The organism is Streptomyces sp. NRRL F-2664 (assembly GCF_000719345.1).
Lineage (GTDB): Bacteria > Actinomycetota > Actinomycetes > Streptomycetales > Streptomycetaceae > Streptomyces.
In genome coordinates, this window is sequence record NZ_JOFX01000006.1 from 38,584 (window position 1) to 57,361 (window position 18,778).

Sequence of the window (18,778 nt, forward strand, 5' to 3'; positions counted from 1 at the left end):
CCGTGAGCACCCCCGAACTTCCCCTGATCGACCAGAACGACGGCGGCTGCGGCGACGACTGCGCCTGCGGCGACGGCGAGGAGAGCGGCCTCGACCCGGCACTGGCCGAGCTGCTCGCGGACGCCGGCCTGGACCCCGTCGAGGTCGAGGACATCGCCCACATGGCGCTCGCCGAGGACCTCGACGGCGGCGTGGACGTCACCACGGTGGCCACGGTCCCCGAGGACGCCGAGGCCGTCGCCGACTTCGTCGCCCGCGAGGACGGCGTCGTGGCGGGCCTGCGCATCGCCGAGGCGGTGTTCTCCGTGGTCTGCACGGAGGCCTTCGAGGTGGAGCGGCACGCGGAGGACGGCGACGCCGTCAAGGCCGGCCAGGTGCTGCTGTCGGTCCGCGCCCGTACCCGCGACCTGCTGACGGCCGAGCGCAGCGCGCTGAACATCCTGTGCCGGCTCTCCGGCATCGCGACGGCCACCCGCCGCTGGGCGGACGTCCTGGAGGGCACGAAGGCCAAGGTCCGCGACACCCGCAAGACCACGCCGGGCCTGCGCTCGCTGGAGAAGTACGCGGTCCGCTGCGGCGGCGGCGTCAACCACCGCATGTCGCTGTCGGACGCGGCGCTGGTGAAGGACAACCACGTGGTCGCCGCGGGCGGCGTCGCACAGGCCTTCCACGCGGTGCGCGAGGCCTTCCCGGACGTCCCGATCGAGGTCGAGGTCGACACGATGCACCAGGTCCGCGAGGTGCTCGACGCGGGTGCGGACCTGATCCTGCTGGACAACTTCACGGTCCCGGAGACCGAGGAGGCGGTGGCGCTGGTGGCGGGCCGCGCGGTGCTGGAGTCCTCGGGCCGGCTGACCCTGGACACCGCCCGGGCGTACGCGCAGACCGGCGTGGACTACCTGGCGGTCGGCGGGCTGACCCACTCCTCGCCGATCCTGGACATCGGTCTCGACCTGCGCGAGGCGGTGTAACCGGTGCTCCTCACCATCGACGTGGGCAACACCCACACGGTCCTGGGACTGTTCGACGGTGACGAGATCGTCGAGCACTGGCGCATCTCGACCGACCCGCGGCGCACGGCCGACGAGATGGCCGTGCTCATGCAGGGCCTGATGGGCATGCACCCGATGCTCGGCAGCGAGCTCGGCGACGGGATCCACGGCATCGCGATCTGCTCGACGGTGCCGTCGGTCCTGCACGAGCTGCGCGAGGTCACCCGGCGCTACTACGGCGACGTGCCGGCGGTGCTGGTGGAGCCGGGCATCAAGACGGGCGTGCCGATCCTGATGGACAACCCGAAGGAGGTCGGCGCGGATCGCATCATCAACGCGGTCGCGGCGGTCGAGCTCTACGGGGGCCCGGCGATCGTGGTGGACTTCGGCACGGCGACCACCTTCGACGCGGTGTCCGCGAAGGGCGAGTACGTGGGCGGGGTGATCTCGCCGGGGATAGAGATCTCGATGGAGGCGCTCGGCGTGCGGGGCGCCCAGCTGCGCAAGATCGAACTGGCCCGGCCGCGGCACGTGATCGGCAAGTCCACGGTCGAGGCGATGCAGTCGGGTGTGATCTACGGCTTCGCGGGCCAGGTCGACGGGGTCGTGGCCCGTATGGCCAAGGAGCTGGCGGGTCCGCACGGTGATCCGGACGACGTCCGCGTCATCGCCACGGGCGGTCTGGCGCCGATGGTGCTGGGCGAGTCGTCGGTGATCGACGACCACGAGCCGTGGCTGACGCTGATCGGCCTGCGGCTGGTGTACCAGCGCAACGCGCCGAACTTCGAGTAGGCGGTCGCGGTCCGGGCCCTGCCCCCAGGGGGGTGGGGCCCGGCCGCGTGTCCGGCCGGCGCGCGGGGGGTCAGCACGGGTGCGGGCGGGTCAGCATCCGGCGCAGGGCGGCTCTCCAGGGGTGGCGGGCCTCACCGCCGTCCAGGACGGCCCGGAACTGCTGGTAGGAGCGGGCCGCGCGGACGACGGCCACGTCGTCGCGTCCGGGCGGCGGGGGCATGGGGTCCCCGTGCCGGGACGCACGGTAGGTGTCGAGGAGGTACTGCTCGATCGCTGTCATGCATCCACCCTCACCCCGTCGGCCCCGTCGCGCACCACGGTTGACGCGCCCCGCCGGACGTCGCGGCCGAAAGCCGCCCCGGGCGGTGACGACCACTCGTCCGGCCGCGGGGCCGGGCCCCGCGCGGCCACCCGTACGGCGGCGCCGGGTGGCCGGGCCGGCCGTCCCCGACATGCGGGAACGGACAGAATGGCCCGATGAGCGTCACCCTCGACATCGCCGCACGGCATGGGCGCGGCGACCGATCCCCGCCCGGGCAGCGGCCTCGTCTTCGTGCCGACCGGCTTGGGCCGGCCGCATCTGCCGGTGCTGCATCGGACGCCGGTGAACGTGCACGGGATCACCACGCCGGAGGTGCCGCGACACCCGGCCGTCCCGAAAAGGCCCGGTCTGATGCATACGCGGCGGCAGGGCCGGTATGCCCGGCACCCGTTGGATCCGGGTGCGGTCGCCCGTATCGGCTCGGACTTCGTCGAGGGCATCCTCCGGTAGCGCCAACGCGCAGGTGGTTGGCCGGATGTGACCGGCCCAGAGTCACCGATATACGGAATTCATAAACCGAAATCAGCGAAAACTCTGGCCATGATGGCCACTTGCTGTCTAACGTGCGCTCACTGTTCGCCCACGTAACGCGCACCGCGTCCGCACGTCCGGTCCGTCGCGTTCCGCCGTGCTGTGCCCTGCTCCGCCCGTCGTGCCCGGATCGACCTCGTTCCGCGGGTCGTGCCCAGCTCCGCCCTTTCCTGCTCGTCTCTGTCGTGGAAGGACCTTCATGCCCTCACGCCGTATAGCCGCAGCAACCGCCGCCCTGGCAGCCGCGGCCCTCGTCTCGCCCCTGCTGCTCGCCGGACCGGCCGGTGCCACCGGGAGCCCGCAGAGCGACGCCGCCCGCGGCGACGCACTGGCCCGCAAGCTGGTCAAGGACGCGACCGGCAAGGGAGCCTTCAACCACCTCAAGGTCCTGCAGTCGATCGCCGACTACAACAACGGCAACCGCGCGGCCGGTTCCAAGGGCCACGAGCAGTCGGCCAAGTACGTCGAGGCCGTGATGAAGGCCGCCGGCTACACGGTCACCCGCAACGAGTTCGACTTCGTCTTCGTCGAGACGATCGAAGAGAAGCTGACGGTGAACGGTGCGAGCGGGCGCGACGTCCCGATCCACCTGATGACCTACACGGCGAACTCCCCCGAGGGCGGCGTCACCGCCCCGGTCGCCGTCGCCCCGGTCGACGCCGACGGGACCAACGGCTGCGAGCCGGGCGACTTCGCCGCCGGCACCTTCACCGGCAGGATCGCCCTGGTCAAGCGCGGCGGCTGCACCTTCGCGGTGAAGCAGCAGAACGCGGCCGCGGCCGGCGCGGTCGGCGCGGTCATCTACAACAACACCGCGGGCGCCCTGAACGGCACCATAGGCGACCCGGCCGCCGGCAAGATCCCCACCGGCGGCATCAGCCAGGAGGACGGCGAGAAGCTCGCCGCCGAGGCCGCCGCCGGTCCGGTCGAGGTCACCCTCGACATCCGCGAGCTGCGCGAGAACCGCAAGACCTTCAACGTCATCGCCGAGACCAAGGGCGGCGACGAGAACAACACCGTCTTCCTCGGCGCCCACCTGGACTCGGTGGCGGCCGGTCCGGGCATCAACGACAACGGCTCCGGCTCGGCCGGCATCCTCCAGGTCGCCCAGCGGCTCGCGAGCGAGCAGAAGAAGGTCAAGAACAAGGTCAGGTTCGCCTGGTGGTCGGCGGAGGAGTTCGGCCTGCTCGGCTCCGAGGCGTACGTCGCCGGCCTGACGGACGCGCAGAAGAAGCAGATCAAGCTGTACCTGAACTTCGACATGATCGCCTCGCCGAACGCCGCGTACTTCGTCTACGACGGCGACGACTCCGACGGGGTCGGCGCGGGCCCGGGCCCGGAGGGCTCCGCCCAGCTGGAGAAGGGGATCACCGACTTCCTCGACTCGAAGAAGATCCCGCACGCGGGCACGGACTTCTCCGGCCGCTCGGACTACGGCCCGTTCATCGAGGTGGGCATCCCGTCCGGCGGTACCTTCACCGGCGCCGAGGGCATCAAGACGCCCGAGGAGGCCGCGAAGTTCGGCGGTCAGGCCGGTGTCGCCTACGACGTGAACTACCACGGCGCGGGTGACGACATCACCAACATCGACCACAAGGCGCTCGACATCAACGTCGACGTCATCGCGGACGCGGTCGGCCACTACGCCCACGACCTCGCCCCGCTGTCGAAGCCGGTCGTGTCGACGCCGACCCCCGGCGGCAGCGGTGGCGGCGGCGGTCTGCACACGGGCCACGACGAGGTCACGCAGTAGTCGCACAGCGCCGGCCGGGGGCCGGGATCCCGTGCGCGGGATCCCGGCCCCCCGCCGTTTCTACGGGGTGTCCCGCGACCACCTCGCGGTGATGTGGGTGAGGGCGCGGGCGGTCTCGTCCAGACGGCGGGAGCCGGAGCGGAGGGTCCTGCTCAGTTCCACGTGCAGGAAGCGGGTCCCGTGCTCGGCGGCGAGCCGGCCCTGCTCGTTGGTCCGGCCCGAGAGCCTGCACGGGGCGGACCACGCCCGGCACACGGCGAGGCCCTGGCCGTCCAGCTTCTCGGCGAGCCGTTCGGCGTCATCGACCGCCCGGCGGCCCGCGCCGGTGGAGACGACGGAGTCGCTGCCGGGGACGGAGTCGTCGGCGAATCCGTGCAGTTGGACGCCCGGCAGGCCGCGCCTGGTCAGCTCGGTGACCACGGCGTGGAAGACCGAGTCGGTGCGGTGCGCCATGTCGGCCGGGTTCCCCTCGCCACCGGCGTCCGTCTCGTCACCCGCCCCTTCCGCTCCGGCCGCGCCGGAACCGGCCGCCGAACCCGCCGTGCGGTGGGCCCCCGCGATCACCATGACCCCGCCCGGGGCGCCCCGCAGCACCCTGACCCCGAGCCGCTCGGTGCCCTGGTCGGCGACGGGGTGCGGGACCTGGACCGACCAGCGGGGAGGCGCCCCGAGGTCGACGTAGACGCGGCCCCAGCCCCGGTGGGCGGATCCGGACCGCCCCACCGCGTCGGAGACCTCCGCGAAGCGGCGGCCGCCGGCCGTGTCGGTGAAGGTGTCGACCCTGTGGTCCACCTCGGCCAGCCGCCTGCGCGCCCTGTCGACGTTCCCGTCGAGCAGGGCGGACACCCCGTCGCCCACGATCGCCGTCTCGGTCTGCGTGGGCGCGCGGTAGCCGCCCGTCACACCGAACTGTCCCGTGAAGCGGGTGACACGGTCCAGGAGATCTATGTCCTCCGCCACAGGAGAAGGGGAGGGGGCCGCTCCGTTTTCGACCGAATTGCTGGGACCAAAAGCGGCGTAAGCCACCAGCGACATGATCACGCCACACATGATCACGCCGATCGTTACGCCCTTGGGGAACTTCACCGTCTGCACTGGCTGAAAATAGCCGAGTGAAAATCGCCCTTCCCCGTCCGGCCCCCGCTCTTGCCCGCGCGGTGCTCCTCGTGCTGCCGCTGAGCATTTCGCTCGCGGGGTGCGGCCTCCTCGGCGGCCGGCAGGAGAACCAGGGGCCGTCGGCGGGCGATGCGGCGGGCGCCCGGAACACGGGCCGCTCCTTCACCGTCGCCGCCGCGGGCGACATCCTCATCCACCCGCAGCTGACCGACCAGGCGGCCCGGGACGCCAAGGCCGCCGGGCAGACGGGGTACGACTTCGACCGGATCATGGCGGGGGTCGCACCGGTCATCAGCAAGGCCGACCTCGGCATCTGCCACATGGAGCCGGTCCTGGGCAAGCCGAACGGCCCCTTCCAGACCTACCCCGACTTCCTCGTCCCGCCGCAGATCGCCAAGACGATCAAGAACGTCGGCTACGACACCTGCTCGACGGCCTCGAACCACACCCTCGACCACGGCCCGGACGGCGTGTTCCGCACCCTGGACACCCTGGACCGGGAGGGCCTCAAGCACACCGGATCCGCCCGGAGCCGGGAGGAGCACGACACGCCCCTGATCCTCGACGTCAAGGGCGTCAAGGTCGGGCAGATCTCCTTCGCCTTCGGCTTCAACGGGCGCAAGGTCCCCGAGGACAAGCCCTGGCTGGCCAACCTCACCAGCTTCAAGGCCATCGCCGCGGCCGAGAAGCAGGCCCGCGCGGCCGGCGCCGAAGTCGTGATCCTCTCCGTCCACTGGGGGCGCGAGCACCAGCCGAACGCCAGCAACCCGCAACTGCAGCTGGCCCGCCGGATCGCCGAGGAGACCGGGATCAACCTGGTCATCGGCCATCACGCCCACGTCGTGCAGCCGATGGAGAAGATCGGCGACACGTGGGTCGCGTACGGGCTCGGCAACCAGCTCGCCCGCCACGACGTGCCCAGCGGTCTGACCGAGGAGGGCGCCATCGGCTGGTTCGAGTTCGGCGAGAAGAACGGCGCGTGGGACGTCCAGGCCCGCTTCGTGCCCACCTTCACCGACATCCCGCCGGACCCCGAGGCCGCCCCCGGGTCGGAGGCTCCCGCCACCGACGCCCAGCCGGTGCGCGACCACCGCCTGGTCGATGTCGTGGAGGCCCTCCGCAACGACAGCGGCCTGCTGCCCGAACAGCGCGCCCGCTACCGCCTGGCCTTCGAGCGCACCCAGGGCACCCTGCTCAACCGCGGCGCCGGCAAGGACGGCCTGCGCCCCCTTCGGGGGCTGCCCGGGTGACCCCGCCCCGCACACCGGCCGGCGAACGCACGACGCCCCCGCCCTCCGGACCCCGTCAGGAAGGACACCCCGCCGTGGCCGCATCCCGCAGCAGGCGGCGGCGCAAGGTCGGCCGCCGGGCCGACATGTCGCTGCTCGGCGGCATCAGGCCGCCGATCACCGTACTGGCGGTGCTGCTGCTCACCCTGGCGGGGTTCACCGCGGTGACCCTGGGCAGCGTCCGCGAGGGCCGGCTGCCCGCCGCGGTGCTCACCTCCCAGCAGCACTTCGCGGAGGACGGCGCGATCGCACTGCGCGCCTCGCTGGACGAGAGCGTCACCGACCTCGACCGGGCCGCGGCCCTGTTCTCCACCGGCAAGCCCGTCCCCCCGGACGCCGTGCTCGACAAGATCGGCAGCGTCTACCAGAAGTGGCGCGGCACCGCGGTCGTCGAGATCAGCTCGGGCCGGCTGCTGGCCGCCCGCGGCGAGAACCTCCCCCTGACCGCGATCGACCGCACCCGGCTCGCCGGCGAGGGCGGCCTGGCCCCCCGCATGGTCAAACTGGCCAACGGCGAGACCCGGCTGCTCACCCTCTCCCTGCTGTCCTGGAAGGACCAGCCCCAGCAGTTGCTGGTCGCCTCCAGCAGCCTCCGTTTCCCCGGCATCAGCCTCGGCAACTTCCGGGCCATCGCCGTCGTCGGATCCGACGGCACGGTGCTCAGCAGCGACGGCATCCCCGAGCCCGAGATGGTCCTCACCGACCTCCAGCGCGCCGACGTCAAACGCGACACCAAGCAGCTCCGCTCCTTCGCCAGGACCGCGGCGAAGCGGACCAGCGCCCACCCCCTCACCACGAAGGAGCCCGGCTCCGGTGGCTTCCCCGGCGTCAGCGGCAGCCTGACCGGAAGCGAATGGGGCGGTGAACGCGCCGCCGCGGGCTACGCGCGGCTCGCCGGACCCGAACCGGGCGTGGGCACCAGCGCCACCAGCCTGGAACTGACCGTCGTCGCCATGGTCGGCGTCGCGCAGAACCCCGCCCGCACCTCCGACGCCGTCGCCGGACTCGTCCTGGCCGGCGCCCTGCTGCTGGTCGGCGCGCTGATCGTCGCCCTGCTCGTCGGCACCGTGCAGCGACCGCTGATCACCCTGTTCCTGGAGAGCCGGCGGCTGACCCGCGGCGACCTGAACCGCCCGGTGTCCGTCCCCCGCGGGAGCGAGGCGGCCCGGATCGGGACCGCCCTGGAGCGGTTGCGCAGCCAGCTGCTGGACGGGGCCGCGCCCCCGGCGCCCGTCCCCCCGGGCAGGCGCGAGCGCCGTACGGGCGCCCGCACCCTCCTCGCCCTGTGCGGGATCCTGCTCCTGGCCTGGTGCGTGCCGCTGGGTCTGCTGGTCAACCGGGCCGGCGCGGACGTCGTCGTACCCCAGCAGCTGGTCAACGACCAGCGGGAGCGCACCGACACCCTCAACGACCGGATCCGGCGCGCCCTCAACGAGGGCCACGCCGACCTGCTGTCCGTCGCCTCGCTGATGGGCGACGACACGACCCCGCAGCACATGACCGCCGTCCTGGAACGCACGGCCCGGGAGCACCTGCGCTACGACTCCCTCTACGTGCTCGACGCCACCGGCAAGGTCCTCGCCCGGGCCGGCGCAGCAGCGCCACAGGCCGCCGGGGGCAAGGGCCCCCGCGCGGAGCCGATCGCCCTCCACGACGGCGGCAAGAAGCCGGTCGTCGTCGCGACCGCCCAGCTCCCGGGCGCGAACGGCTCGGCGGTCGTCGGCGAGTTGCGCATCGACTTCCTCAACTCACTGCTCAAGCGGCCCGGCCTGGGGGAGATCCGGGTGGTCGACGCACAGCACCGGGTGATCGCCTCCAACACCGGCTACCGCGCCTTCGAGCAGCTCGGCGACGACCGGCTCGACGCCCTCGTCGAGGGCTCCGCCCTCAAGGTCGGCATGTCCCCGCGGCCCGGCAGCGTCCTGTACCGCAGCGGCGGCGACCATGTCATCGCGGCAGCCGCCCCGTTCGTGGGCGGCGGCGCCGCCAAGCCGCTGGACTGGACCGTGGTCAGCTGGCAGTCCGCCAAGGGCCTGGCCATCCACGAGTACAGCCTGCAGAACCGCAGCGTGCTCGCCGGCCTGCTCGGCTTCGCGGTCGGCGCGGCCTGTCTGGGCTGGCTCCAGATCGTCGTGGTCGCCCCGCTGCGCGAGCTCGCCCGGCGGGCCGAGGCGCTCGCCGACGGCGACCGGCGCACGGTCCTGTACCCGCGCCACCACGACGAGGTGGGCGCCGTGACGCGCAGCCTGGAGATCATCCGCCAGCAGCTCCAGCAGCTCCACCAGCAGCGCAAGCAGGCCGGCGGGCGATCCTCCGCACCGGCCGGAAGGAACTGATCCCCCGTGCTCTTCCTCTACTGCGTGCTGCTCGTCTGCTGCGCGATCATGCTCGTCGCGGGCATCGTGGAGCAGCGGCGGCACTTCGCCAGCCTGCACCGCATACCGAACCGGGTGCTGGTCAACGGCATCCGCGGCAAGAGCTCCATCACCCGGCTGTGCGCGGGGGCGCTGCGCGGCGGCGGCCTGACCACCGTCGCCAAGACCACCGGTACGGCAGCCCGGTTCATCCACCCGGACGCCACCGAGGAGCCGGTTTACCGCAAGTTCGGCATCGCCAACGTCGTGGAGCAGATCGGCATCGTGCGGCGCGCCTCCGCATACCGTCCGGACGCGCTCGTCATGGAGTGCATGGCGGTCATGCCGGCGCTCCAGGAGATCAACCAGTCCAAGCTGATCCAGTCGACCATCGGCGTCCTGTGCAACGTCCGCGAGGACCACGTCGCCGAGATGGGCCCGACCCTCGACGACATCGCGCGCTCCCTGTCCCGGTCGATGCCGCACGGCGGGATCTGCGTCACCGCCGAGAAGGAGCGCTTCGACGTCCTCCAGGAGGAGGCCGACGCCCGCGGCTGCCAACTGCTGTACGCCGACCCGGACACGGTCAGCGACGAGGAGCTGCGCGGCTTCAGCTGGTTCACCTTCAAGGAGAACGTCGCCATCGCGCTCCTGGTCGCCGAGCTCCTCGGCGTCGACCGGGAGACCGCCCTGCGCGGGATGTACGACGCCCCGCCGGACCCGGGTGTGCTCTCGGTCGAGCGGTACCTGGCCCCCGGCGGGAAGCGGCTGCGGTTCGCCAACGTCTTCGCGGCGAACGACCCCGAGTCGACGCTGATGAACATCAACCAGCTGCTGGACCTGGGCGCGGTGGACCGCCCCCTGAGCGTGGTGATCAACTGCCGGCCCGACCGGGTCGAGCGCAACGGCCAGATGGGCGCGATCATCCCCGAACTGCGGCCCGACCGGGTCTTCGTGATCGGCCACCCCGCCAAGAGCGCCATCGACGCGATCCCCGCCGAGTGGCGCGACCGCGCCGTCGACCTCGGCGGCGACCACCGCGACGGCGAGGAGTTCATGCAGGAGCTGCTGGGGCACCTCGGCCCCAGCTCCTCGCTCGTGGCCATCGGCAACATCCACGGTCAGGGCGAGGTGCTGCTGGAGCACCTCGCGGAGCTGCCGGCGGACGAGGCGGTCGACTCCGGGGACGGTGCCCTGCGGCAGGCCGACCCGGCGGTCCGCTCCGCCGGGTCGGCCCCCGCGCCGTACGCGGACCCCCCGAGTGTCGCCCCGTACGACCAGGACCCGTACGGCCACGGCCCGTACGGCCACGGCCCGTACGCGCAGGTCCCGCACGCCCGGCTCCCGTACGACCAGGTCCCGTACGCGCAGGTCCACAGCGGCGCCCCCGACCCGCACGGCATCCGCGCCGCCACGCCCGTACCGGCCTGGCCGCAGCGCCAGCAACCGCCGCAGCCGCAGATCCACCCGGGCCCCCCGCAGGGGCAACGGCACACCCCAGGAGAACCCCGTTGATCCCCGCCGTCCTCACCCCCGAGATCGCCGCGATCGGCATAGCCCTGGGTCTGCTGTTCTCGCTCGTCTGCTACCTCACCACCAACCTCTCCCCCGGCGGCATGATCACCCCCGGCTGGCTCGCGCTGACCCTCCTGGAAGACCTCCAGCGAGCCGCCCTGGTGGTCGGCGTGACCGTCGCGACGTACGCGCTGACGCTGGTCGTGCAGCGCTTCGTGATCCTGTACGGCAAGCGGCTGTTCGCGGCCGTCGTGCTGCTCGGCGTCCTGCTCCAGGCCACCGTGGTGATCGTGCTCCAGATGGAGTTCCCGCTGCTCTACGCGAACCAGACCCTCGGCTTCATCGTGCCCGGCCTGATCGCCTACCAGCTGGTCCGCCAGCCGAAGGGGGCCACCCTGCTCGCCACCGGCAGCACCACACTCATGACCTACGTCGTGCTGACCGCCGGCATCCTGCTCGGCGTCATGCCGGCCGCGTAGCCCCAGAAGAAACCGCGCCCGTGCCGCGCCCCTCCCCAACCGCTCCGGAGCCCCTCGCATGACCGCCAAGTCGAAGAGCCGCACCCGTTCCGCCCTGCACGCGGCCACCCTGCTCGCACTGCTCGCGGGCAGCGCCTACCTCACGTACGCGCTGCGCGCGGAGGAGCAGGCCAAGGCTCCCGCCGTCCAGGTCGTCGACACGAACGTCGCGGCCGCCTCGGGCGAGGCCGGTGCCCAGAAGTGGGAACGGCTCTCCAGCCCCGACCGGTCGGTGGTGCGCGACGGCACCGGGCAGGTGCTGGCCACCTTCACCGACGGAGCCCGCACGGCCACCCTCACCGGGCCCAGCCGCACCTTCACCGAGCCGGCCAACACCACGGCCCGGGTCGTGACCGAGAACTGGGTCCGCCTCATGCCGGAGCCGTGGAAGGCGGGCGCGGAGAACGAGCGGTGGTTCAAGGAGTGGTTCAAGAAGTACTTCGGGAGCCAGGAGGACGACATCTTCGCGACGGCCTTCCAGTACGGCGACCAGGCCCCGGTGAAGAAGGACGCGCAGGGCGTCTCGTACGCGGGCGACGCCTCCTTCGGCCCGCTCAACCCCGCCGGCTCGGCCGGCAGCGACCTGCGCCTGGAGCAGTCGGACTTCTACGACTACCTCGGCACGCCGTACACCTTCCGCAACGGGACCAGGAAGCAGCCCCAGGCGGCCCGGTACCGGTCCATGGACTGCTCCGGCTTCGTCCGCACCGTGTTCGGCTACCGGGCCCGCTACCCGCTCCTGCCCGACGACAAGCCCGGCGCGGGCCTGCCCAGGACCGCGAACGGCATGGCCCGCGCCGCCCTGGGCACGGACGTCCTCCCCCTCAAGGGCGTCGGCCCGCAGGACCGGCCGGTCTCCATCGACGTGATCCAGCCGGGCGACCTGCTGTTCTTCAAGCTCGACGCGCGCACCGGGGACCGCCTCGACCACACGGGCATCTACCTGGGCACGGACACCGACGGCCACAAGATCTTCATCTCCAGCCGCGAAGAGGCCAACGGCCCGACCATCGGCGACAAGGGCGGCACCTCGCGTCTCGACGGCAACGGCTACTACGCGACGACCCTGCGCAGCGCCAAGCGGCTCTAGGGCGGGTCTTTCGGATCGGGCCGGATCAGGGAGCGGGGCCCGGCACGATCCGGCAGGCACGCCCCAGGGCGACCCGTACTGCGGTGTCCGTCAGGTGCCGCCGTCCTGCGGTGCCGGCTGCGGCCAGGCTGGGATGCCGACCGGCTGGACCAGCCAGCCGAAGGCGCCCAGGCCGGACCGGGACGTCAGCTCCGCCGCCTCGCCGGCCGAGGCCAGGGCCCGGACGTAGGCCGCCGGGTCCGAGGAGGCCAGCGCGAGCGGCGGCCTGGCGCCGCTGACTCCGAGGGCGGTCAGGGCCTCGCGCTGGGTGAGCAGGACCGCGCCCGGCCCGGCGCAGGCGTCCAGCGCCACGTGGGCGGTGACGTCGCAGGAGCCGTCCGGGACCGGCGGGACCTCCCGGCCGCCCCGGAAGCCGGTCAGGGTGCCGTACGGGGGCCGGGCCCGCCGGATGTGGGCGTAGTCGACGGCCACCGCCAGGCCCCGCTCCAGGCTGCGCACCGCCGCCCCCCAGGCCTCGTCGCGCGGTCGGCCGATCTCGGCGCGGCCCCCGCCCGGCCACCACCGCTCCAGCCAGGCCCGGTCCGCGTCCTCCAGGGGGCCGCCCCGGCTCTCCGTACCGTCCGGGGCGACCAGGACGTAGTGGCCGTCCTCGGCGATGTCGAGGGGGACGTTGTCGAGCCACTCGTTGGCGAAGAGCAGTCCGGTGACGCCCTCGGGCGGTTCGGCGGTCCAGCGGATCCGCGGCTCGAGCCCGTCCGGCCGCTCGGCCCGTTCCACGGCGTACGGGCGCACCCGCTCGGCCGTCCGCGGGTCCAGGGCCGCCAGCACCCCCACCAGCAGCTCCGCCCGCCCGGCGCCCACGTCCACGAGGGCGAGGTCCCGCGGGTGCCCCAGCTGCGCGTCCACCCACTGCAGCAGGCGGGCCACGGCCCCGGCGTACAGGGCCGAGGCGTGAACGGAGGTGCGGAAGTGGCCGGCGGGACCGGGGCCGCCGGGGCGGACATAGAAGCCGCCGGGCCCGTACAGCGCGGCTTCGACAGCGCTGCGCCACCGGAGCGGAGCGGTGGGTTCACCAGGAGTGCTCATCACCGAAGGCTATGCTCACCCTCCACCTTGGGGAGTATGTCCCCGGTGCCAGGTTCGGACCTCTGGTTGACTCCAGCACCTATCCCCGTTCCCTACTCTGGGTTACGTGCAGCGCCTCTACGACTTCCTCCGCAGACACCCGACGGGCGTCGACAGCTTCTGGGCTGTGCTCTTCTTCGGGGTCTCGATGCTGAACGTCGTGGGCGAGCCCGACATCGGCCGGCCGCTCAAGATCGTCGCCGTTCCCGTGGTGATCGCGCTGAGCACGGCCCTGGCCCTGCGCCGCAGGTGGACACAGGCGATGTTCTGGCTCACGCTCGGGGCGGGCCTGCTCCAGCTGGGGGCGGGGATCATCGCCGGGTTCTGGGACATCGCCATGTTCGTGATCCTCTACACGGTGGCCGCGAGCGACGTCCCGCGCTGGGTGTCCCGTACCGCCCTGGGATGGGGGCTGGCGGCGGCGCCGCTGTACTTCCTGCGGCACGGCGTGGACAAGGGCAGCAACGACGTCGACAACGTCCTCTTCGCCGTCTTCATGATCGTCCCGTTCGTCCTGGCCTGGGTGCTGGGCGACTCCCTGCGCACCCGGCGGGCCTACTACGCCCAGCTGGTCGAGCGCAACCAGCGGCTGGAGAAGGAACGAGAGGCCCAGTCCAAGGTGGCCGTGGCCGCCGAGCGCGCCCGGATCGCCCGCGAGCTGCACGACGTCGTCGCGCACAACGTCTCGGTGATGGTGGTCCAGGCGGACGGGGCCGCCTACGTCATGGACGTGGCCCCCGAGCAGGCCAAGGAGGCCCTCCAGACCATCTCCGGCACCGGCCGCCAGGCCCTCGCCGAGATGCGCCGGCTGCTGGGCGTCCTGCGCACGGGCGAGCCGCAGGAGTCCGAGGACTACGTGCCGCAGCCCGACGTCGAGCAGATCGAGGTGCTCGTCGAGCAGGTGCGGGCGGCCGGGCTCACGGTGGACTTCGAGGTCGAGGGCGCCCCGCGGCAGCTGCCCAGCGGCGTGGAGCTCACGGCCTACCGGATCGTGCAGGAGGCCCTGACCAACACCCGCAAGCACGGTGGTCCGGACGCGAAGGCCAGCGTGCGGCTGGTCTACTTCGACGACGGGCTCGGCCTGCTGGTGGAGGACGACGGCCGGGGCGCGGCCCACGAGCTGTACGAGGACGGCGGCGCGGACGGCGCCGGACACGGGCTGATCGGCATGCGCGAGCGGATCGGTATGGTCGGCGGAACCCTGGACGCGGGGCCGCGGCCCGGCGGCGGCTTCCGGATCAGCGCACTGCTTCCCCTGAAGAAGAGATGACGAGGACGAGGTAACTGATGTCCATCCGAGTGATGCTGGTCGACGACCAGGTCCTGCTGCGCACCGGCTTCCGGATGGTGCTGGCCGCCCAGCCGGACATGGAGGTCGTCGCCGAGGCGGGTGACGGCCTGGAGGCGCTGGAGGTGCTGCGCGCCACGAAGGTGGACGTGGTGCTGATGGACGTCCGCATGCCCCGGCTCGACGGCGTCGAGGCGACGCGGCGGATCTGCGCGCCCCCGGAGCATCCGAAGGTGATCATCCTGACCACCTTCGACCTGGACGAGTACGCCTTCTCGGGCCTCAAGGCGGGGGCGAGCGGCTTCATGCTGAAGGACGTGCCGCCGGCCGAACTGCTGGGCGCCATCCGCTCGGTGCACAGCGGTGACGCGGTGGTGGCCCCCTCCACGACGCGTCGCCTGCTGGACCGCTTCGCGCCGATGCTGCCGACGACCACGCAGGAACCGGAGAACAAGGAGATCGAGCGGCTCACCGAGCGCGAGCGCGAGGTCATGCTGCTCGTGGCGCAGGGGCTCTCGAACGGCGAGATCGCGGCGCGGCTGGTGCTGTCGGAGGCGACGGTGAAGACCCACGTGGGCCGGATCCTGACCAAGCTGGGACTGCGCGACCGGGTCCAGGTGGTGGTCCTCGCCTACGAGACGGGCCTGGTCCGGGCGGGCGGCGGGGCCGGCTAGCCGCCCCGACCGTGGGCCTCACTCCTGCGGACCGGACCCGGTCATCCAGCGGTCCGGACGGGCCGTCGCTCGGGAGGTGTGCGAGCGGGCGGCCTGCTCGTGCAGGAGCCGCGCCGCCGAGGAGGCCGCCCGCAGCCGGGCGGTGACCGTGCCGTTCGCCCCGGTGTCCACGTGCACGTCGGCCACCCCGCGGGCGCGGGCCCAGGGCCCCTGGGTGAACCGGACGCTCTGCACCTTGGCGTGCGGGACGATTTCCGTACGGCGGCACAGGCGGCCGTGCCGCGCGGCGAACACCTCCGGGGACACCGCCAGGGCGTACCCCTTCCACCACACCGGGACCACCCAGCGGGAGCCGGTGTCCGGGGAACCCGAGAAGGACAGGCCCGCCAGGTCCACCCCGGGCAGGACCCGGGCGATCACCGCGTACGCGGCGGCGCGCGAGGCCACCGGCACCAGGACCTCGTTCTTCGACCCGGCCACGGCCAGCTCCACGCGGACCCGGTCGAAGCGCCGCCACAGCAGCGGCTCCACGATCCGCACGGTCTGCACCCGCCCCGGCGGCACCGTCTCGTGGGCCCGGTCGAGCATTCCGTGGTCCAGCCGCAGCCCGTCCGGGGACTCCGCGACCCGCCAGTCGTACTCGGTCAGGAAGCGGCCCGCGGTCCCCGCCCAGACCGCGCCCAGCATCGGCAGCAGGGCGGCGACGGCCACCCACGGGCTGGAGGTGAACGCCCACACGGCGAACGGCGCGACGATCCCGCCGGCCAGCGCGGCCCACACGCCGAGGCTGAGCACCAGGGACACGGCGAGCTCGCGCGGGGTCACCCGCAGCAGTTCGCGCTGCGGTGCCTCGCCGAGGCGCACCGCCTCCTCGGGGGCGAAGCCGGCCGCGCGGGCCAGGAGCTCGGCCCGCAGGGCGACGGCTTCCTGCTCGCCGAGGAAGGCCAGCCGGTCCTTCTCCTCGGTGCCGATCACGTCGAGCCGCAGACTGGCGACGCCGGTCAGCCGGGCCGGCAGCGGCCGGGTGACGTCGACGGCCTGGAGCCGGTCGAGCCGGATGTGGGCGGTGCGGCGGAAGAGCAGCCCCGTGCGGATGCGCAGTTCGGTGTCGGTCACCGCGTAGTGGGTGAACCACCAGCTCAGGAACCCGTACACGCCGAACATCAGGATGACCGCGGCGAGCGTCGCCAGGCGCATGGGCGTGGACAGGTCCGCCATCCAGCGCGCCGCCCGGTCGCCCTGCTGGGCGAGCACGCCGACGGTCGCCGCGATCGGCACCCAGGCGCGCCGCAACGGCGTGAGGGGATGCAGCCGCCGCTCGGTCACCGCCCCCGGCTCCCCGCCCGTGCCGGTGGCTGCCGCAGGGCCCGCCGGAGCGGCCGCATCCGCCGGACCGGTGGGGTCCTCCGGACCGGTGGGAGTCTGCGGACCGGTGGTCACAGGCCCGCCGACCTTGCCTCGCCGAGGGCGGCGAGGCGGTCGCGCAGCCGCTCCGCCTCGGCCGGGACCAGCCCCGGAATGCGGGCGTCGGTGGCGGCCGCCGCCGTGTGCAGCTGGAGGGAGGCGAGACCGAAGCGCCGCTCCACCGGGCCCGAGGTGACCTCGACCAGCTGCATCCGGCCGTACGGGACCACCGTCTGCTCCCGCCACAGCACGCCGCGGCTGATCAGCAGGTCGTCGGGGCGCTCCGCGTACCGCCAGGACCGCCAGTTCCGGCCGAGGAGCACCCAGCCCCAGACCGCCGCGGCGAGCCAGCACGCACCGACCGCCGCCCATGCCGGGCCGATGAGCAGGCCGAGCGGGAGCGCCGTCACCACCGCGAGCAGCACGGACCAGACCACGAGCAGCGTCCGCCGCAGGGTGAGCAGCCCGCCCGGCAGCCCCACCCACCGCGGCCCGTCCGTCTCACCCTTCGTCCCCGTATCCATGCCCCCACCTTAGGACTGAGACAATGCCCGCATGACGGAGACCACGGTCGGCATCGGCGGAGCGGCGGAGAGCACCGACATGGTGCTCAACATCGGCCCGCAGCACCCTTCCACGCACGGCGTGCTGCGGCTGCGGCTCGTCCTGGACGGCGAGCGGATCGTCGCCGCCGAGCCGGTGGTCGGCTACATGCACCGCGGCGCCGAGAAGCTCTTCGAGGCCCGTGACTACCGCCAGATCGTGATGCTCGCGAACCGCCACGACTGGCTGTCCGCCTTCTCGAACGAGCTGGGCGTGGTCATGGCGGTCGAGCGGATGCTCGGCATGGAGGTCCCCGAGCGGGCCGTGTGGATGCGGACCCTGCTCGCCGAGCTGAACCGGGTGCTGAACCACCTGATGTTCCTCGGGTCGTACCCGCTCGAACTGGGCGGCATCACCCCGATCTTCCACGCGTTCCGCGAGCGCGAGGAGCTCCAGGCGGTCATGGAGGAGATCTCCGGCGGCCGCATGCACTACATGTTCAACCGCGTGGGCGGCCTGAAGGAGGACCTGCCGGCCGGCTGGCTCGGCCGGGCCCGCGCCGCGATCGCCGACGTGCGCACCCGGATGGACGTCTACGACAAGCTGGTCCACGGCAACGAGATCTTCCGCGGCCGCACCCGCGGCGTCGGGGTCCTGTCCGCCGAGGCGGTACACGCGTACGGGGTCTCCGGTCCGATCGCCCGCGCCTCCGGCGTCGACTTCGACCTGCGCCGCGACGAGCCCTACCTGGCCTACGGCGAGCTCCAGGACGTCCTGAAGGTGGTCACCCGGACCGAGGGCGACTGCCTGGCCCGCTTCGAGTGCCTGCTGGAGCAGACCCACAACTCCCTGGACCTCGCCGTGGCCTGCCTGGACCGGATGGACGGCCTCCCGCCGGGTCCGGTCAACCAGCGCCTGCCCAAGGTCCTGAAGGCGCCCGAGGGCCACACCTACGCCTGGACCGAGAACCCGCTGGGCATCAACGGCTACTACCTGGTGTCGAAGGGCGAGAAGACCCCGTACCGGCTGAAGCTGCGCAGCGCCTCCTACAACAACATCCAGGCGCTGGCCGTGCTGCTGCCGGGGCAGCTGGTCGCGGACATGGTGTCGATCCTCGGCTCGCTGTTCTTCGTGGTCGGCGACATCGACAAGTAGCGGAGCGCCCGCACGGGGCCGGGCCGACCGGACGGCGGGCCGGGGAGCGGCCGGGCCGGGGGTGGTTGTCCGTGCGGCAGGGCAGACTTGGCGCCATGTCCCACTCCCCCCGCCGGGCGTGCCCGGCCTGCGGCCGCGACTGCGCCGTCACCGCGGGCCGCATCGCCCGCCACGACCCGCCCGCCCCGCGCGACCGCGCGGACCTCGTGTCCTGCCCCGGCTCCCGGGCCCGGGTGGTGCTCGGCGCCGCCGCACCGACCCTGGACGGCTTCGTACTGCCCGAGTTCCCCGGGCAGCTGCCGCTCTTCTGAGAAGAG

The 18,778-nt window shown here is 72.9% G+C and carries 18 protein-coding genes; 13 read left to right on the plus strand and 5 right to left on the minus strand.

Features of this window, described 5'->3' with window-relative positions; all coding sequences use genetic code 11:
- Window positions 1-2: 2 nt before the first annotated feature.
- Window positions 3-971, plus strand: coding sequence for a carboxylating nicotinate-nucleotide diphosphorylase (gene nadC / locus IF89_RS0108950; protein WP_030763798.1), 969 nt, complete (start codon window positions 3-5; stop codon window positions 969-971).
- A 3-nt stretch (window positions 972-974) separates the two neighbouring features.
- Window positions 975-1,784 carry a type III pantothenate kinase gene (locus IF89_RS0108955; protein WP_030763801.1) on the plus strand — a complete coding sequence of 270 codons (810 nt, stop codon included), beginning with the start codon at window positions 975-977 and terminating at the stop codon, window positions 1,782-1,784.
- 70 nt (window positions 1,785-1,854) lie between these two features.
- Here IF89_RS0108955 and IF89_RS0108960 read toward each other — a convergent pair whose 3' ends face one another.
- On the minus strand, window positions 1,855-2,064 hold the full coding sequence (locus tag IF89_RS0108960) for a hypothetical protein (protein ID WP_030763804.1): 210 nt from the start codon (window positions 2,062-2,064) through the stop codon (window positions 1,855-1,857).
- Window positions 2,065-2,292: 228 nt separating this feature from the next.
- Between IF89_RS0108960 and IF89_RS0108965 the strand changes: the two genes are divergently transcribed.
- Window positions 2,293-2,556: a hypothetical protein gene (locus IF89_RS0108965; protein WP_030763807.1), complete on the plus strand. Its 264-nt coding sequence runs from the start codon at window positions 2,293-2,295 to the stop codon at window positions 2,554-2,556.
- Window positions 2,557-2,836: 280 nt separating this feature from the next.
- Window positions 2,837-4,390, plus strand: coding sequence for a M28 family metallopeptidase (locus IF89_RS0108970; protein ID WP_030763810.1), 1,554 nt, complete (start codon window positions 2,837-2,839; stop codon window positions 4,388-4,390).
- 60 nt (window positions 4,391-4,450) lie between these two features.
- On the opposite strand, the gene IF89_RS0108975 is transcribed toward IF89_RS0108970, so the two are convergent.
- Window positions 4,451-5,350 (minus strand): hypothetical protein, encoded by a 900-nt coding sequence (locus IF89_RS0108975; RefSeq protein WP_107047231.1) that lies wholly within the window; start codon window positions 5,348-5,350, stop codon window positions 4,451-4,453.
- A gap of 158 nt (window positions 5,351-5,508) precedes the next feature.
- Here IF89_RS0108975 and IF89_RS0108980 point away from each other — a divergent pair, with 158 nt between their 5' ends.
- From IF89_RS0108980 to IF89_RS0109000, 5 genes are all read left to right on the plus strand, one after another.
- Window positions 5,509-6,756: a CapA family protein gene (locus IF89_RS0108980; protein ID WP_420706899.1), complete on the plus strand. Its 1,248-nt coding sequence runs from the start codon at window positions 5,509-5,511 to the stop codon at window positions 6,754-6,756.
- A gap of 125 nt (window positions 6,757-6,881) precedes the next feature.
- A complete protein-coding gene (locus IF89_RS0108985; RefSeq protein ID WP_043193495.1) occupies window positions 6,882-9,131 on the plus strand; it encodes a HAMP domain-containing protein in 2,250 nt (749 codons plus the stop codon).
- A 6-nt stretch (window positions 9,132-9,137) separates the two neighbouring features.
- Entirely contained in the window at window positions 9,138-10,664 is a 1,527-nt protein-coding gene (gene pgsB / locus IF89_RS0108990) for a poly-gamma-glutamate synthase PgsB (protein WP_030763820.1), read from the plus strand.
- Window positions 10,661-11,143, plus strand: a complete 483-nt coding sequence (locus IF89_RS0108995; RefSeq protein WP_030763822.1) for a poly-gamma-glutamate biosynthesis protein PgsC/CapC — start codon at window positions 10,661-10,663, stop codon at window positions 11,141-11,143. The genes pgsB and IF89_RS0108995 overlap by 4 nt, the downstream gene beginning before the upstream one ends.
- A gap of 58 nt (window positions 11,144-11,201) precedes the next feature.
- Window positions 11,202-12,272, plus strand: coding sequence for a C40 family peptidase (locus tag IF89_RS0109000; protein WP_030763825.1), 1,071 nt, complete (start codon window positions 11,202-11,204; stop codon window positions 12,270-12,272).
- 90 nt (window positions 12,273-12,362) lie between these two features.
- Here IF89_RS0109000 and IF89_RS0109005 read toward each other — a convergent pair whose 3' ends face one another.
- The gene (locus IF89_RS0109005) at window positions 12,363-13,358 is read right to left on the minus strand and encodes an SAM-dependent methyltransferase (RefSeq protein WP_051806905.1); all 996 of its coding nucleotides are present in this window, start codon (window positions 13,356-13,358) and stop codon (window positions 12,363-12,365) included.
- A gap of 106 nt (window positions 13,359-13,464) precedes the next feature.
- Between IF89_RS0109005 and IF89_RS0109010 the strand changes: the two genes are divergently transcribed.
- On the plus strand, window positions 13,465-14,667 hold the full coding sequence (locus IF89_RS0109010) for a sensor histidine kinase (protein WP_030763831.1): 1,203 nt from the start codon (window positions 13,465-13,467) through the stop codon (window positions 14,665-14,667).
- A gap of 17 nt (window positions 14,668-14,684) precedes the next feature.
- Window positions 14,685-15,359 (plus strand): response regulator transcription factor, encoded by a 675-nt coding sequence (locus IF89_RS0109015; RefSeq protein ID WP_030763833.1) that lies wholly within the window; start codon window positions 14,685-14,687, stop codon window positions 15,357-15,359.
- Window positions 15,360-15,377: 18 nt separating this feature from the next.
- Here the strand turns inward: IF89_RS0109015 and IF89_RS0109020 are convergent, their stop codons facing one another.
- Together IF89_RS0109020 and IF89_RS0109025 are read right to left on the minus strand one after the other, a co-directional pair.
- Window positions 15,378-16,799: a PH domain-containing protein gene (locus IF89_RS0109020; protein ID WP_030763836.1), complete on the minus strand. Its 1,422-nt coding sequence runs from the start codon at window positions 16,797-16,799 to the stop codon at window positions 15,378-15,380.
- Window positions 16,796-17,287 carry a PH domain-containing protein gene (locus IF89_RS0109025; RefSeq protein ID WP_030763839.1) on the minus strand — a complete coding sequence of 164 codons (492 nt, stop codon included), beginning with the start codon at window positions 17,285-17,287 and terminating at the stop codon, window positions 16,796-16,798. The genes IF89_RS0109020 and IF89_RS0109025 overlap by 4 nt, the downstream gene beginning before the upstream one ends.
- 31 nt (window positions 17,288-17,318) lie before the next feature.
- Between IF89_RS0109025 and IF89_RS0109030 the strand changes: the two genes are divergently transcribed.
- Both IF89_RS0109030 and IF89_RS0109035 read left to right on the plus strand, forming a co-directional pair.
- Window positions 17,319-18,461 carry an NADH-quinone oxidoreductase subunit D gene (locus tag IF89_RS0109030; protein ID WP_030763842.1) on the plus strand — a complete coding sequence of 381 codons (1,143 nt, stop codon included), beginning with the start codon at window positions 17,319-17,321 and terminating at the stop codon, window positions 18,459-18,461.
- A gap of 95 nt (window positions 18,462-18,556) precedes the next feature.
- Window positions 18,557-18,772: a hypothetical protein gene (locus tag IF89_RS0109035; protein ID WP_030763844.1), complete on the plus strand. Its 216-nt coding sequence runs from the start codon at window positions 18,557-18,559 to the stop codon at window positions 18,770-18,772.
- Window positions 18,773-18,778 lie beyond the last annotated feature (6 nt).